The organism is uncultured Eubacterium sp., from assembly GCF_934561735.1.
Taxonomy (GTDB): domain Bacteria; phylum Bacillota; class Clostridia; order Oscillospirales; family Acutalibacteraceae; genus Eubacterium_R.
In genome coordinates this window covers 39,914-55,468 of the sequence record NZ_CAKTGT010000006.1, presented here as the reverse complement: position 1 = coordinate 55,468, position 15,555 = coordinate 39,914, and the positions used below count along the sequence as shown (strand labels likewise).

Sequence of the window (15,555 nt, the reverse complement as noted above, 5' to 3'; positions counted from 1 at the left end):
ATATAGGTGAATATAACAGAAAGCTTAAAAATCGCTGTAAAGTGTATAAAAGCAAACTGGATGCGTTCCGTTCTTACCATGCTTGGAATTATTATCGGTATCACCTCTGTAATTATGATTGTCGGTGCAGGTACGGGTGTGCGTGACTATATCGTTGGACTTATTGAGGATATGGGCTCAAATGCTGTGCTTGTATCGGTTGATACAACTCAGGCAACCGAAAATGACTATATTACACTTGACGATGTAGAAAATATCAAAACAAAAGTTTCGGGCGTTGAGCGTTGCTCGCCAATGCTTATGGGCTTTGGTAATGCAACTATTGATGCAACCGCAACCGAAGCAACGGTAATGATGGTGGGCGTAAACAGCGATGTTCAGTTTGCTATGACAAATACGTGTGAGTACGGCAGATTCTTTACGGATGAGGAATATGCCGCAAATGCTCCTATGGCTGTTATGGGTCTTGAATCGGCAAAAACAGCCTTCGGTTATGAAGATGCAACAGGTCAAAGCATAACGGTTTCTTCATCCGGTAAATCAATGAAAATCAAAGTTTGCGGTGTTGCCAATATCGATGCAATGGTTAATTCGTTGGGCGGAAGCGGCAATATCGGCTCAATGTTCCAAAACGGCTCGGATAAGCCGATGATTGCACTCTTTATGCCTTGTACAACACTTACACAGATTACAGGTGCAAGTGCAAATCTCTCCAATGTTTTTGTAATTGCAGAGGAGGGCAAGGATTACGATGCTGTCGGCAACGCAACCGTAAACTATTTAAAAGCCGTTCACGGCAATTATTCAAACGGTATGTACACGGCTCAAAATATGGCTACATATATTGAGATTGTTGATATTATTATGAAGGTTCTTACAATCTTTATTGCCGGTGTAGGTGCAATTTCTCTTATCGTCGGCGGTATCGGTGTAATGAATATTATGCTTGTATCGGTAACCGAACGAACGAGGGAAATCGGTATCAGAAAATCGCTTGGTGCTAAAACCCGAGTGATTACAATGCAGTTCCTAACCGAATCGGTCATATTGTGCTTGATAGGCGGATTTATTGGCGTCGTCTTGGGTGTCGCGGGAGCATTTGCCGCGTGCTCGATAATAGATATAACGCCTAAGATAAGTATTTGGCTTATTCTCTTGGCACTTTTGTTCTCATCGGGTGTTGGATTATTCTTTGGTATTTATCCTGCAAAGAAAGCCGCTCAGCTCAGCCCTATTGATGCATTGAGAGCAGAGTAAATAAATTACTATAAAATAAAAAAACAATCCTTTCCAAAGCAGAGAGGATTGTTTTTTAATCGTTGTATGCTTTTTTGTTGTAGGGGAAGAGATATTATCTTCTCGTGCTGAATTTATCTCTTTTATGCAAACATAAGAAAATCGGTATCGCTTGATTTAGCGATACCGATAATTTTTAGGGAAGTTATTACTGATTATTTTTCAGCGTATTTGTCGTCACCGTTCCAGCTGTACATAGCTCTGATGCCCTTACCTACTTCTTCAAGTTGGTGAGAAGCTTCAAGCTCTCTTGTAGCCTTGAAGTGAGCCCAACCGTTGTTTGCTTCTGTGATGAACTTAGAAGCAAATGTACCGTCTTGGATTTCACGAAGGATTTGCTTCATTTCCTTCTTGGTTTCGTCTGTTACAAGACGCTTACCTGTTTCGTAGTCACCGAACTCAGCTGTGTTTGAAATTGAGTATCTCATCTTTGAGAAGCCGCCTGAATAAATAAGGTCAACGATAAGCTTCATTTCGTGGATACATTCAAAGTAAGCGTTTCTTGGGTCGTAACCTGCTTCAACAAGTGTTTCAAAACCAGCCTTCATAAGAGCTGTAACACCGCCGCAAAGAACAGCTTGCTCACCGAAGAGGTCAGTTTCTGTTTCGCACTTAAATGTTGTTTCAAGGATAGCAGCTCTTGCACCGCCGATGCCTGCACCGTAAGCAAGTGCTGTGTCAAGGCAGTGGCCTGAAGCGTCTTGATATACTGCTACGAGGCAAGGAGTACCTTTGCCTTCTTTGTACTCTGATCTTACTGTGTGACCCGGAGCCTTAGGAGCAATCATAAATACATCTACATTTGCAGGTGGTACGATTTGCTTGAAGTGAATGTTAAAGCCGTGTGCAAATGCAAGTGCTTTGCCTTCTGTGAGGTTTGGAGCGATGTCGTTCTTGTAGATTGCAGCTTGCTTTTCATCAGGAGTAAGTACCATGATGATGTCTGCAGCCTTAACTGCTTCTGCTGTTGTCATAACCTTAAGACCAAGGTCTTCAACATGCTTCCATGATTTTGAACCTTCGTAAAGACCAACGATTACATTAACGCCGCTTTCGTGAAGGTTGAGTGCGTGAGCGTGACCCTGTGAACCAAAGCCGATGATAGCAACTGTCTTGCCGTCAAGTACACTCAAATTACAATCTGATTCGTAAAAAATTCTAGCTTCTGCCATTTTTATTTCCTCCGAAAAAATAATATTTTGTTTTGTTTGGCTGTCGGACAAGTTGACCGACAACCGTTTGATTTATTTCTTAATTCACATTATATATCGTATGATGTCTTATGTCAATAGAAAATTTTAATTTTTTTATAATCCTTCCATTGCGTGCAAAATATGGAGCCTCATTGCCGTTCTCGCACCCTCTGCGTTTCGTGCTTTGAGGAAGTCCATAATCAGTCTGTCATCGTTTAAGTTGTTTTTGTTGATGTTTTCGTCTTTTTGCATAACAATTACGCCGTTTTTGATTGCGTTGAAGATGATTGGCATAAATTGCTTTACAAATGCATTGTGCGTTGCGTTTGCGATACTTTCGTGGAACTTTTGCTCCTCGTATGTTCTGTCTTCGCCGGATTTTATCTTTGCTTCAACGGCTTCGCCGTATTTGCAGATGATCGCTATTTCCTCGTCTGTGGCACGCTGTGCGGCGTAATATGCACAATCCGGTTCAAACATCAGCCTCATCTCAAACAAATCGTCAAGACCGCTGCTGATTTCGCCGAGGTCGTTGCTTTCTATTGTGGTGTTTGATGTAACAAAAGTACCTTTGCCACGCTTGATTTCCAATATTCCGCCGAGCGTTAAAATTCTCACCGCTTCTCGCAGGGTGGAACGACTTATTCCGAGTTCTGCGGCAAAATCGTTTTCGTTTGGGAGTTTGTCGCCTACGGAAAAGCGGTGCTCGTTTTCTATCATAGACTTGATTCTTTTTGCTGTAATATCGGACAGTTTACTTGTATTTGACATAGCACCATCTCCTTTATGTATGATAATACCACAAAACATCATACAAGTCAATATGTTGTCAGACATCATATTTTTAAATTATTTTTCCGATAGCTATTGTAAATTGTGAACAAATGTTATAGAATGTAATTAATTCTAATATATAGAGGCAGAAGGTGTAATAATGAATAAGGCCGTAAAGGTAAGATATTATATTGAATCATTGTGCGTATATGATTTTAAACAGGACGAGATTATTAACGCACTTTATGATTTGCTCAACTCATTGGAGGACGAAACTGTTTTGACAAAGCAGAGCAGATTTTTCAATTTGCTGTCATCACATCATTCGCTCAGGCACTATGTGTCAAAACTTATTTTGACAGATGACAATGTTTTTACAAAGGCTGCTGCGGCAGGAAAATGTGATGAACTTGACCCGTCTATTATTGACGGTGTAAAAGCCGATTTGGAAAAGCTTGAAGTTATCGCTTCGATTTCGGCAGAGGATATTTATAAAGCGGAAGAGGACAGTGACATTGCGGATGTTCTCAAAACTATGCCAAAGTGGAATTCAAACGGCAGGGCAATGCTTCCGCTCACCGATAATTGGGCAGAACATATTGAAGATTTAAAAGCCTTTCACAGAACAAACGGTTACGGTATGTTTGCCAAATTTGTTGCGTTCACTTGGAGAAATGAGGAGTTCGTTCCGATTACGGCTATTGATTCCATTCGCTTGACCGACCTTAAAAACTATGAGGTTCAGCGTGGCAAGGTTGTTGATAACACCGTTGCGTTTATTTCCGACTTGCCGGCAAACAATGTTTTGCTTTACGGTGACAGAGGTACGGGCAAAAGTTCCACCGTTCACGCAATCCTTAATGAATATAAGGACAGAGGCTTGCGAATGATTGAAATTTCAAAGGGCGACATCAACGATTTGACTATGATTAGGGAAAAGATTTCCGACAGTCCTATGAAATTCATCATATTTATTGATGATTTGAGCTTTGACAATCACGATGATTCGTTCGGCGAATTAAAGGCGGCACTTGAGGGCTCACTTTCGGGCAGACAGAATAATACTCTTATTTATGCCACATCAAACAGACGCCATCTTATCAAGGAGAATTTCTCCGACCGTGAAAATGATGTAAACCGTTCCGATACTCTTCAGGAAGAACTTTCGCTTTCAGACAGATTCGGTCTTTCAATCACATTCATCAATCCCGACAAAAAGGATTTTGAAGACATTGTTCAAAAGATTGCAACCGACAGAGGACTTAAATCCGATATGGAAAAGATATTGTTCAACGCAGAACAATGGGCAAGACGCAGAGGCGGTCGTTCTCCGAGATGTGCCCGTCAGTTTATCGACTATGTTGAAAGCTGTGAAAAGCGAAATATCGAATGGTAAAAATTTGATAAATATGAATTAATTAATTGTTAAAAATATTAATTCTTTGTTTACTCAAAATACAAATTGTGAACAAAATCGTTTGATATTATGGGTGCAAAGAGAAGAAAGAAAGGAAAAACGATTATGGCAAATAAAATTCTTGTAGTTGACGATGATTTAAACATCTGCGAACTTCTCAAACTTTATCTTGAAAATGAGGGCTATGTGGTATTCACCGCAAACGACGGTCAGGAAGCTGTTGATATGTTCCAAAACAAGACACCCGATTTGGTGCTCCTTGACATTATGCTTCCTAAAAAGGACGGCTGGCAAGTTTGCCGTGAAATCAGAAAAACATCATCTGCTCCTATTATAATGCTTACCGCAAAGGGCGAAACCTTTGATAAGGTACTTGGCTTGGAACTTGGCGCAGACGACTATGTTGTAAAGCCTTTTGATGCAAAAGAGGTTATGGCAAGAGTTAAAGCTGTTCTTCGCAGAACAACAGGCGACAGCGACTCAACAGAAACCGAAAAAAAGGTTGTTATCTATGACAATCTTGAAATTAATATTCAAAATTATGAGATGAAGGTAAAGGGCGTGCCTGTTGACACTCCTCCTAAAGAACTTGAACTCATTTATCACTTTGCTTCAAATCCAAACAGAGTTTATACCCGTGACCAGCTTCTTGATGAGGTGTGGGGATTTGATTATTACGGCGACTCCCGTACAGTTGATGTGCATGTAAAAAGACTCCGTGAAAAGCTTGAAGGCGTATCGGACAAATGGTGCTTAAAGACCGTTTGGGGTGTTGGATATAAATTTGAAACAAAGGACTAAATTGAATTATGGCATTACGAAAAGGTAAAAGACAAAACCTGTTTACCAAATACTTTTTGATATTTGTTGCCATCTTTCTTTTTATGCTTACGGTTATGGGTACAGTGCTCATAACGATTGTTAACGCTTATTCTCTCAGCGAAAAAACAGACCTTTTGAGTGAAAATACAAAAACACTTGCAAATACAATATCGCAGAATATGATTGTAAATAATATGAACAGTGATTATTCGGCATATAAGGAAAGTATTTGTGAAAACCTTTCTATGGTGTCGGGTTGTATAGATGCCGATGTGTTTGTTTGTGATGCCGGCGGCAGCATAATTATGTGCAAGGACCAAACCGGACTTAAAGGATTTGTTACCGGAGAAACGGTGTGCAAAAATCATAAAAATTTTGTAATCGGTGACAAACAGCTTCAGCGTGTGTATGAGGGTGCTTCAATCGGCAAGGCAATGATTAACGGCGAATCGTATTATGTTGTCGGTACGGCAATAAAAACTTCGTTTGATGCAAATAATTTAACTGACAACAATCAAATTATAGGTACGGTTTTTGCAGTTACACCGACAGGCTCACAAGGCATTGTTTCGCTTGTTATGAAGTCGTTTTTGATTATTGCAATCATTTGCCTCGGCATTGCCTGCATAGTTATTTGGCAGGTTACAAAGCATATGGTTACTCCTCTTCAGCAAATGAGTGCGGCGGCAAAGCGTTTTGCGGTAGGCGACTTTTCATACAGAGTTAACATCAAAACAAACGATGAACTTGCGGATTTGGGCTATGCTTTCAACGAAATGGCAGATGCTCTTGACAAACTCGAAAGCTCAAGACGGTCGTTTGTTGCAAATGTTTCGCACGAACTTAAAACGCCGATGACTTCCATTGCAGGATTTATTGATGGTATTCTTGACGGAACAATTCCAAAGGAAAAAGAGGATTATTATCTAAAGATTGTATCGGATGAGGTAAGACGATTGTCACGACTTGTTGTGGCAATGCTTAATATGAGCAAGATTGAATCGGGCGACTTCCAGATGAAACCTAAGCCGTATAATCTTTCCGACCAAATTATTCATATTCTTTTGACCTTTGAGCAAAAGATAGAAAAGAAAAATATAGAAATTCGAGGACTTGATAATCTTGAACCTCACCATATTGTAGCCGATACGGATATGATTTATCAGGTTATTTACAACTTGTTTGACAATGCCGTTAAGTTTACAAATGACGGAGGATATATAGAGATTAATGTTGCCGATGTGGGCGACAATGTTCAAGTCAGCATCAAAAACAGCGGTGAGGGTATTGACGCTTCAGAGCTTTCCCGTGTGTTTGAAAGATTCTATAAAGTGGACAAATCACGCTCACTTGACGCAAAGGGTGCAGGTCTCGGACTTTATATAGTAAAAACAATGGTAGAGATGCACGGCGGCAGAATTTTTGCAAAGTCGGACAGCAAGACCGAAGCAGAATTTGTGTTTACTCTTCCAAAATCAAAATAAAAGGAGAATCGTCATGGACGAATATAACAACAATCAAAATAATGTAAGCGGCGGCAACGATATGCCGAACGGCGAGTATCATTTTGTTCCGCCAAGACAAAATCAACCGCAAAATAATACAAATCAGGGCTCACAGCCCAATCAATATTCACAGCCTGTAAATCAGGGCCGATATTATCAAAACAATACACGCCCTAATAACGGCACATATTACACACCAAACAATGCAAATATGTATGGCAGACCTGTTGCACCGGCTCCGAAGCCGCCTAAGAAAAAGAATAAGGCACTCAAGGTTGTCATCATTGTTGCAATAGTTGTTGTAGCTGTGTCAATCTTTGGCATTGCAGCCGCAATGGTAGGAAATAATTCATCAAGCGGTTCAAGTGAAAGCACCACTCAAAGCGATTCTGCCGACAGCACAAAGGGCGGAGCAAAAATTAATGATAGCAAGGGCGATGTTGCAACAAAGGACAGCAACGGTAATTTGACCGTTGCCGGCGTCGCTGAAAAAACTATCGATTCCTGTGTTCTCATTTCGGTTTATTCCGAGCAGAATTCATATTATGATTTTTACAATTTCGGTCAAAGTCAAAACAGCGGTTCAGATGAACAAACTTTATCGGGCGAAGGTTCGGGCGTTATAATGAGCGAAAACGGCGGAACAACATATATTATGACTGCGGCTCATGTTATTTCGGACGGCTCAACCTTTAAGGTAACAACAAATGACGGCAAAACCTACGATGCAACAATTGTAGGATATGACAGCCAAACCGATATAGGCGTTCTTTCAATCAAGGCAAGCGGGCTTCAGGTTGCCGAGTTTGCCAACAGCGATGACATCGTTGTCGGTGAACAAGCGGTAGTTATCGGTTGCCCGGGCGGCAGTAAGTTTATGAACAGCGTTACAACAGGTATTGTATCTGCTCTTGACCGTCCCGTTTCATCATCAATCGGTTACGATAACGAGTGTATTCAAACAGATGCGGCTATCAATCCGGGTAACTCGGGCGGTGCGCTTTTCAATATGAGCGGTCAGGTTATCGGCATCAACTCATCAAAGATTGCTTCAACCGATTATGAGGGTATGGGCTTTGCCGTACCGAGCAATACAGCGGTTAAAACGGCAAACAGCCTTATTAAAAACGGTTATGTGGCAGGCAGAGCAAAACTTGGCATCACTTACAATACAATTACAAATGCGTCAAATGCAAGTGCAATTCTTGCCGCTCTTGAACAAAAGGGCTACAAAGATGCCGAAGGTACAATGATTATCGGCGAAGTTGATTCCGAATCGGACCTTGCAAACAAGGATGTTAGACAGTATGATATGATTGTTGCAATTAACGGCAACACAATGACTTCAACCGATGTGCTCACAAATATCCTCAGCAAATCATCACCCGGCGATACGGTAACACTTACAATCGCAAGAATTGAGAATAATAATCTTAAAATCTTTGATGTAAAGTGCAAGCTTATCGAAAGCAAAGGCTAATATTACTAAACAGTTTAAGGGACTGTCGCATTTATATGTGACAGTCCCTGTGTTATTGTTGCTTATTTATAGTTTACATTGTCTGCTTTTGTTATGTCGTAGATTGAATCAAGCTGTACATTGTCGTCAAGTGCACTGAATTTGTCGTTTTGGTAATCGGCTGTGCCTTCGTAATCGGCAAGGTAGTTTTGCTTCATAGTCAGCACTTTGTCGCCTTTGCCTTTGTAATTTTTAATTATCAGCTCGGGTGTGCCGTCGTTATCCAAATCTTTGATTAAATATTGCATTTTCGCTTTGACATCATCGCTTGTGTTGTTGATTGCCCATTGAACAGCCCAATAGTATTGACGGTGAACATTGTCGCTGTAAAGCGATTTGCGTTCTTTAACCCCATAATTTACGGGAATTGATTTTTTAAACGCCATATAGTCGTATTGCGGTCGCCATTGGTCACCTGTTTCTACGGTGTTGTTAAATGTATCCTCGTCGGCTTCAACATCAAAGTAGGTAATGCCTTTCAGTTCCTTGTCCTCTTTGTAAACAGCATCCCAAAAAGCGTGGTGTTTGATGGTCTTAACATTTTTCGGAATGTACATATAGTTGAGTGCCCTTGTGTAATAAAGGCAGTCCGAACCGATAAATTCCAAGCTTTCCGGCAGGGAATTGTAAATTGTTTTCATCGAGTCAACGGCTTTGTATGTTGTGTCCGTAATCGGCGTGTCGGTTGTGTAGGTGAAAATGTTTGTTAAAACGGTGTTTTTAAACACAGCCATATTGTCCATTTTTGTTACGCCCTCGGGTATGTAAAGGTCAACGATGTTGCTGTATGCAAATGCAAGTTCGTTGATTTTTGTAACTGTTGACGGAATGACATATGTGCGGCAAAGCCTGTTGTATGTTTGATAATACTGCTCGTCATAGAGTTTGTTTGTGCCCCACATTCTTTCAACAAGGTTGTTGCCTTTTTCATCAACTAAATTGCCGTTTTCATCGGTAATCTTTGATATAAACTTGCGGTTGCCCTTTTTGTCGATTTTTTCATCTGCGTAGCCGTTTTCAATCATCAGCTGCAAATCGTGATAGTTAGGGTAAAACACCGCTTCGGTTACATCTTTGTTGTAAACAACGCCGTCAAGGTCGCAGTAGTTGGGGTTTTGGTCGTCAATCCACACATTGCGAACATACCAACAGCTGTAAATAGCCTTGCTGTCAATGTATTTTACATCCTTGCCGAATGTGATGTTGTGCAGTGTTTCATCACCGTTGAACGCATATTCGTGGATGGATGTGATAGGCTTTGATGTATCTTTTTTGCCTGTGTCGAGGTCAACAACATAGTCAATGGTGATGTCTGTTATTCCGCCCGGATTTGAAAATCTTACAAGTTCATATGTGCCGTCATCAAGCTGTTTGTATTTGTATGTGTCGCTGTGTACGGCTTTTACTGAAAAGAACATTGCCGCAAAAATTGCAATCAGCAGTACAACGATAAAGACAACTTTTTTGGTTTTTGCGTTGTCATACGGTTGATTGATGTGAGGCTTTTGCAGTCCTTCGATTTGATATGTCCAAATTTCATCTTCGGGAATATCGAGCGTGTAAGCCTGAGCGGTTTCCTGAGTTTCAAATGCCTCCTGTGCAAGGAAGTCGTCATTTTGCTTTTGCTTTTTCTTTTTGCTCATGATACAACCTCCTCAAGTTCTTTTTCTTCTTCGGCAACTTCAACTATGCCGTGCTCCTCGTTATATTGCTTTCTTGTAACTTCTTCGCGGCGACGCAAGACTTCCATAACTTTGTTTTGCTTGTCGTCGTTGTAATCCCAAAAGATATACGGTATCGTCATAAGAAGATAGCCTATAATATCTATTATAATAGGTACAACAATGATTTTTACTCTTGACGAGTCGATGAAAAGTACATCCCAGTTTGTGTTAAAACCGAATTTGAGAAGTAACAACGGAATGATAAGGCCTACAAATGAAGTGATAGGACCCGTGAACCAGCCGAATACGCCGGCAAAACTTTCAAGTCTTTCACCCGAAAGGTACATTTGATAGTCGTTTACACGAATGTCCATATCGTGCGAGATTGACTTAGGTACGGTTTGGAACATTTCGGTTATGAACAGCATAACCACCGAAAGTGTACCGCAAAGAACAAGGTTTTCGCCGCAGAAGATGTAGCAGCAAACAATTACGCTGTAGCATACGGCACGGGAAAGCTGATAGAATATCATAACCTGCTTGTAGGTAAATCTCTTGATAAAGTACGGCGTGAACAGGTCGGGCGGCGTGCCGGCAAAGCTGACGAGAGCAACAATAAGACTGTATGTAAGACCCGTCAACCTGAATGTGTAAAGGTACAAAATTGTTGTAAATGCAAGCATACCGTTGCCGAGTGAATCCAAAAGACCTACTATTGTTTGGATCCACCTGTATTTGTTGCGAAGAACACCGAACATACCGTCCCAGAAATTGATTTTAACCTTCTTTTCAAGAGGCGGTTGCGGAATTCTCTCTTTGATTCTGCCTGCAAATATCATTGTGATAACGGCAAAAATCGTAAATGTAACAGGAATAATCCATTTGAACACGGCAATGTCCGCCCAGTCGTTTGGGCACTTGTCAATAATTGCCGGCAAAATGATTGCCAAAATTGATTGGAACAGGTGAGAAAGCTTTATAGGATATGACCTTACAAAGATACGCTCACGCATATTCGGCGAGATGTTTTGCGTGCAGGTTTCAAGATTGTTGTTGAACCCAAAGAGGTTGTAGATTGAAAACAGCAGGTTTGCAACCCAAACTCTTGTTGTAACATCTGTGATTGTTGAATAAAACGGAAGCCAGCCGATGAGCCAAACCATTATGATTTTCGGCACAACATCACAATAAAGGCTGTACTTGTATCTGCCGAATTTAGGTATAAGCTTCTTTCTGTAAAAAATATTACGGGCACCGGACCAGCCGTTCCATAAAATGTGGGTGCCGAAAATTTTGATAACCGATGCGGCATTAACGCCCTCAAGCCCGTTGAGGTAGGCAACAAGTTTGTTTGTTTCGGGCAGAAATGCCGAAAAATCGCCGAATATCATTGCAAGTCCGGCGGCTATCAAAAAGAAATATAATCCGTAAAAACTACGCTCGGTTTTCTTTGGCAAAAATCCGAGGTTGTCGTTGATTACCCATCCGATAAGCGTCCAAACATAGTTGAGCGGCATATTGATGAGGGAGATAATTGCGTATGTAAGATACGGCAGCTTGTAGTGATACATCATCAAATAGCAGCCTGCAGCAAAGCTGATGTATTCAAGCGTTTTGTTGCCGGCATAGTTTGCACCTACGCCAAACAGAATATCCACATATTCCTTGTACGGAACATATTTGCCCTTTGCAGGCTTGTTCCAATGCGTTTTAACTTCGGTAAAAAGTCCTTTTACCTTTGAACCTTTGTTTCCCATTCATTTCCTCCTAAAGCACTGTACTTATTAAACAATAACATATTTTTAGCAAAAAATTAACTGTTTTTTGTATAAATTGTGCACAAAGTTTTAAAAAGGAATTTTACATTTTGTACAAATTGATGTTTAACAAATAAAAAAGGACACCCCTTGGGATGCCCTTATAATAATATATTTACAGTACCTTAGAAAGGAAGTCAACCAATCTTTGGTCTTTCGGATGATTGAAAATGTCATCCGGTGTGCCTTGTTCAAGGATTTTGCCTTCGTCCATAAAGATAACTCTTGTGGCAACCTCTTTTGCAAAGCCCATTTCGTGAGTTACGATAACCATTGTCATGCCTTTGTTTGCAAGCTGTTTCATTACCTGCAAAACTTCGCCTACCATTTCAGGGTCAAGTGCAGAGGTCGGCTCGTCAAAAAGCATAACTTCAGGCTCCATGCAAAGTGCTCTTACAATGGCAACCCTTTGCTTTTGACCGCCCGAAAGCTGGCTCGGATAGGAATCCGCTCTGTCACGAAGTCCAACGGTTTCAAGAAGTTCAAGTGCCTTTGCTTCCGCTTCTTCCTGCGACTTTTTGAGCAACTTCATCGGTGCGATAGTCATATTACGCAAAATTGTCATATTAGGGAAGAGGTTGAAGTGCTGGAACACCATACCCATCTTTTGTCTGTGCTTGTTGATGTTGAGCTTCGGGTTTGTTAAATCCTCGCCGTCAAAAATGATGTGACCTGTCGTCGGAATTTCAAGGAGATTGAGCGAACGGAGCATTGTTGATTTGCCCGAACCGGAAGGACCGATGATAACAACAACTTCGCCTTGATTGATTTCAAGGTTAACTCCGTCAAGAGCTTTAACTTCGCCGCCGAGATAATATTTTTTTACATCATTTACGGAAATAAGTGCATTATCTTTCATTTTTACGAAGTCTCCTTTCAAGTATTCCTACCAATTTTGTAAGGAGCATAACAATTACAAGGTAAATGAGTGCTACCGACAAAAGAGGCATATAGTAAGAATATGTTGAAGCCGAGATGCTTGAACCTGCCTTTGTAAGGTCGGTTACGGCAACATAGCCGGCAACGGATGTTTCCTTGAGAAGTGCAATGAATTCGTTGAGAAGTGTAGGCAATACAGCCTTAAACATCTGCGGTAAAATAATGTATCTCATAGTTTGGAAGTAGTTGAATCCGATTGAACGACCTGCTTCAAATTGACCTTCGTCAATGGACATAATGCCGCCACGGAAAATCTCTGCAACATATGCGCCCGAGTTGATGCCGAATGCAAAAATCGCAACCGCAATACCGTTTGACGATGCGGCAAAAATGATAAAGTATGTGATAAGGAGCTGAACAACTACCGGTGTACCTCTGATAACCGTGAGGTAAAGTTTGCATATGAAATTGAGAATTCTCATAATGTGGTAGGTGAAGCCGCCGCGAAGCTTGAGCGTTTCTTCGTTTTTGTCGTATGAAGAACGCACTGCGGCAATGAGCACACCTATTACTATGCCGATAATTGCGGCAACAAGCGTAATTTCAAGTGTGTGACCCAAACCCGTAACCATATACTTCCATCTGTCTTTTTGTATAAAGTTGAGGTCAAACTGATTTTTGAAGTTTTCAACAAAAGCCGGAGCTTTCATTAATATTGTATCTAACATTTTATATCTCCATAAATAAAGGCGAACAATTAGTTCGCCTTAATCTGTGTTAATTCAGCCGAATCAGTCTGCTGTAATGTACTTGTCAACAATCTTTTGAACTGTGCCGTCAGCAATGAGTTCTTTAAGAGCGTCGTTAACCTTTGTTTGAAGCTCTGTGTTATCCTTCTTGAAGCAGATAGCGTAATCCTCTTCTGCATATGAAGTTTTAAGGATTTCCAAGCCTTCGTTTGCTGCAACAAATGACTTCGCAGGTTCGTTATCGATAATTACACAGTCAATCTTGCCTGCGATAAGAGCCTGAACAGCGTCTGCACCCTTGTCGTATTCCTGAACAGCTTCGTCACCGAAGTCGTCTTTTGCATAGATGTCGCCTGTTGTACCGAGCTGAACACCGATCTTTGTCTTTTCGCTGAGGTCGTCAACCGACTTGATGTCGCTGCCTTGCTTAACAATGATTGACTGAATACCTGTTGCATAAGAATCAGAGAATGAAACGCTCTGCTCTCTTTCAGGAGTAACAGTCATACCTGCCATACCCATATCGTACTTACCGCTTTGTACGCCCGGGATGATAGCGTCAAACTTTGTGTCAACGATTTCAAGCTTCATGCCGAGTTTGTCGGCGATAGCCTGTGCAACTTCTGCATCGATACCTACAACATTGTCGCCCTCTTTGTATTCGTAAGGAGGGAATTCGGCGTTTGTAGCCATTGTCAATGTTTCCTGTGTGTCTGTGTCTGTGTTTGTGTCATCTGATTTTTTCTCGCTTGAGCATGCAACGAAGCTAATGCAAATCATCAATGCCGCAAGGAGAACCGCTAAAAATTTTTTCATAATCTTTCTCCTTTATATTATATACATTTTTAGTGTTTCCACAATAGCACACTAAAGTTCTTTTTGCAATAGTTATACTTTAATTGCATATTTATACAATTTTAGTGCACAACTATTCATCTTGATTAAAAAAATATTTATGCAATTTTCACAAAAATGGAATTTTATCGTATTACCGCTTTACAACGCTAAAGAAATAAAGTATAATGAACCCATCAACAAAATTAATTTAATGAGGTAGAAGTTATGAAAACATTAAAAAAAGTAATCGCAGTCGTTTTGGCTGTGCTCACAGTTTGCTTTGCATTTGCGGCTTGTTCAAACGGTTCTTCCGATTCGGGCGATAAGTCAAGCAAAACCGATTCGGAAAAAATCATTGAATCCGGTAAGCTTGTTGTAGGTATTACAGACTTTGCTCCTATGGATTACAAGGACGACAACGGTAATTGGATTGGCTTTGATGCAGACCTTGCAAATATGGTTGCGGAAAAGCTCGGCGTTAAAGCTGAATTCGTAGAGATTGACTGGGACAACAAGTTCCTTGAACTCCAGACAGGCTCAATCGACTGTATCTGGAACGGTATGACAATCACAGATGAGGTTAAGAACAATTCATCTGTTACAAACGCTTATGCAATGAATCAGCAAATCGTTGTTACAAAGTCGGAACTTGCCGGCAAACTTAAAACGGTTGACGACCTCAAAGACCTTTCATTCGCTGTAGAAAACGGCTCGGCAGGTCAGAGTGCCGCAGAAGATAACGGACTCAAGGCAACAGCCGTTACCGCTCAGTCCGATGCACTTTTGGAAGTTGCTTCGGGTTCATCCGACGCTTGCATTATCGATTCAACAATGGCAGCTGCTATGACAGGTGAGGGCACAGACTATGCAGACCTTAAATCATCTGTTGTTCTTGTTGACGAGCAGTACGGTATCAGCTTCCGCAAGGAAAGCGATATGACCGAAAAGGTTAACCAAATCATCGCAGACTTCAAAGCAGACGGTACATTGCAAAAGCTTGCAGATAAGTACAGCGTTCAGCTTGCAGAATAATTTTTAACTTAATTATGCGAGGCAGTTACTCATTTTGGGTAGCTGCCTTTT

13 protein-coding genes are annotated in these 15,555 nt (G+C 41.0%); 6 read left to right on the top strand and 7 right to left on the bottom strand.

What is annotated here, in order from left to right; all coding sequences use genetic code 11:
- Window positions 1–6 precede the first annotated feature (6 nt).
- A complete protein-coding gene (locus Q0E08_RS06215) occupies window positions 7–1,257 on the top strand; it encodes an ABC transporter permease (protein WP_294778064.1) in 1,251 nt (416 codons plus the stop codon).
- Between the two features lie 194 nt (window positions 1,258–1,451).
- On the opposite strand, the gene ilvC is transcribed toward Q0E08_RS06215, so the two are convergent.
- Both ilvC and Q0E08_RS06205 read right to left on the bottom strand, forming a co-directional pair.
- A complete protein-coding gene (ilvC, locus tag Q0E08_RS06210; protein WP_294778062.1) occupies window positions 1,452–2,468 on the bottom strand; it encodes a ketol-acid reductoisomerase in 1,017 nt (338 codons plus the stop codon).
- Window positions 2,469–2,603: 135 nt separating this feature from the next.
- On the bottom strand, window positions 2,604–3,260 hold the full coding sequence (locus Q0E08_RS06205; protein WP_294778060.1) for a FadR/GntR family transcriptional regulator: 657 nt from the start codon (window positions 3,258–3,260) through the stop codon (window positions 2,604–2,606).
- Window positions 3,261–3,423: 163 nt separating this feature from the next.
- On the opposite strand from Q0E08_RS06205, the gene Q0E08_RS06200 reads away from it, so the two are divergent.
- From Q0E08_RS06200 to Q0E08_RS06185, 4 genes are all read left to right on the top strand, one after another.
- Entirely contained in the window at window positions 3,424–4,659 is a 1,236-nt protein-coding gene (locus Q0E08_RS06200) for an ATP-binding protein (RefSeq protein WP_294778058.1), read from the top strand.
- Between the two features lie 126 nt (window positions 4,660–4,785).
- Complete coding sequence (locus Q0E08_RS06195; protein WP_294778056.1) at window positions 4,786–5,481, top strand: response regulator transcription factor; 696 nt, start codon at window positions 4,786–4,788, stop codon at window positions 5,479–5,481.
- 8 nt (window positions 5,482–5,489) lie between these two features.
- Complete coding sequence (locus Q0E08_RS06190) at window positions 5,490–6,986, top strand: HAMP domain-containing sensor histidine kinase (RefSeq protein ID WP_294778054.1); 1,497 nt, start codon at window positions 5,490–5,492, stop codon at window positions 6,984–6,986.
- Between the two features lie 13 nt (window positions 6,987–6,999).
- Entirely contained in the window at window positions 7,000–8,487 is a 1,488-nt protein-coding gene (locus tag Q0E08_RS06185; protein WP_294778053.1) for a S1C family serine protease, read from the top strand.
- 62 nt (window positions 8,488–8,549) lie between these two features.
- Here the strand turns inward: Q0E08_RS06185 and Q0E08_RS06180 are convergent, their stop codons facing one another.
- The 5 genes from Q0E08_RS06180 to Q0E08_RS06160 form a co-directional block, all read right to left on the bottom strand.
- Window positions 8,550–10,169 (bottom strand): leucine-rich repeat protein, encoded by a 1,620-nt coding sequence (locus Q0E08_RS06180; RefSeq protein WP_294778052.1) that lies wholly within the window; start codon window positions 10,167–10,169, stop codon window positions 8,550–8,552.
- Window positions 10,166–11,947, bottom strand: coding sequence for an MFS transporter (locus Q0E08_RS06175; RefSeq protein ID WP_294778050.1), 1,782 nt, complete (start codon window positions 11,945–11,947; stop codon window positions 10,166–10,168). Before Q0E08_RS06175 ends, Q0E08_RS06180 begins: the two co-directional genes overlap by 4 nt.
- Window positions 11,948–12,122: 175 nt before the next feature.
- The gene (locus Q0E08_RS06170) at window positions 12,123–12,866 is read right to left on the bottom strand and encodes an amino acid ABC transporter ATP-binding protein (RefSeq protein ID WP_294778049.1); all 744 of its coding nucleotides are present in this window, start codon (window positions 12,864–12,866) and stop codon (window positions 12,123–12,125) included.
- Entirely contained in the window at window positions 12,856–13,596 is a 741-nt protein-coding gene (locus Q0E08_RS06165; RefSeq protein WP_366775197.1) for an amino acid ABC transporter permease, read from the bottom strand. Before Q0E08_RS06165 ends, Q0E08_RS06170 begins: the two co-directional genes overlap by 11 nt.
- Before the next feature lie 81 nt (window positions 13,597–13,677).
- Entirely contained in the window at window positions 13,678–14,451 is a 774-nt protein-coding gene (locus Q0E08_RS06160; RefSeq protein WP_294778046.1) for a basic amino acid ABC transporter substrate-binding protein, read from the bottom strand.
- 246 nt (window positions 14,452–14,697) lie between these two features.
- Between Q0E08_RS06160 and Q0E08_RS06155 the strand changes: the two genes are divergently transcribed.
- The gene (locus Q0E08_RS06155; protein WP_294778044.1) at window positions 14,698–15,504 is read left to right on the top strand and encodes a transporter substrate-binding domain-containing protein; all 807 of its coding nucleotides are present in this window, start codon (window positions 14,698–14,700) and stop codon (window positions 15,502–15,504) included.
- The last annotated feature ends 51 nt before the right edge of the window (window positions 15,505–15,555 follow it).

Bases quoted from the DNA above. Each gene is read 5' to 3' on its own strand.
- ilvC (WP_294778062.1), bottom strand. From the start codon at position 2,468: ATGGCAGAAGCTAGAATTTTTTACGAATCAGATTGTAATTTGAGTGTA.
- Q0E08_RS06205 (WP_294778060.1), bottom strand. From the start codon at position 3,260: ATGTCAAATACAAGTAAACTGTCCGATATTACAGCAAAAAGAATCAAG.
- Q0E08_RS06200 (WP_294778058.1), top strand. From the start codon at position 3,424: ATGAATAAGGCCGTAAAGGTAAGATATTATATTGAATCATTGTGCGTA.
- Q0E08_RS06195 (WP_294778056.1), top strand. From the start codon at position 4,786: ATGGCAAATAAAATTCTTGTAGTTGACGATGATTTAAACATCTGCGAA.
- Q0E08_RS06190 (WP_294778054.1), top strand. From the start codon at position 5,490: ATGGCATTACGAAAAGGTAAAAGACAAAACCTGTTTACCAAATACTTT.
- Q0E08_RS06185 (WP_294778053.1), top strand. From the start codon at position 7,000: ATGGACGAATATAACAACAATCAAAATAATGTAAGCGGCGGCAACGAT.
- Q0E08_RS06180 (WP_294778052.1), bottom strand. From the start codon at position 10,169: ATGAGCAAAAAGAAAAAGCAAAAGCAAAATGACGACTTCCTTGCACAG.
- Q0E08_RS06175 (WP_294778050.1), bottom strand. From the start codon at position 11,947: ATGGGAAACAAAGGTTCAAAGGTAAAAGGACTTTTTACCGAAGTTAAA.
- Q0E08_RS06170 (WP_294778049.1), bottom strand. From the start codon at position 12,866: ATGAAAGATAATGCACTTATTTCCGTAAATGATGTAAAAAAATATTAT.
- Q0E08_RS06165 (WP_366775197.1), bottom strand. From the start codon at position 13,596: ATGAAAGCTCCGGCTTTTGTTGAAAACTTCAAAAATCAGTTTGACCTC.
- Q0E08_RS06160 (WP_294778046.1), bottom strand. From the start codon at position 14,451: ATGAAAAAATTTTTAGCGGTTCTCCTTGCGGCATTGATGATTTGCATT.
- Q0E08_RS06155 (WP_294778044.1), top strand. From the start codon at position 14,698: ATGAAAACATTAAAAAAAGTAATCGCAGTCGTTTTGGCTGTGCTCACA.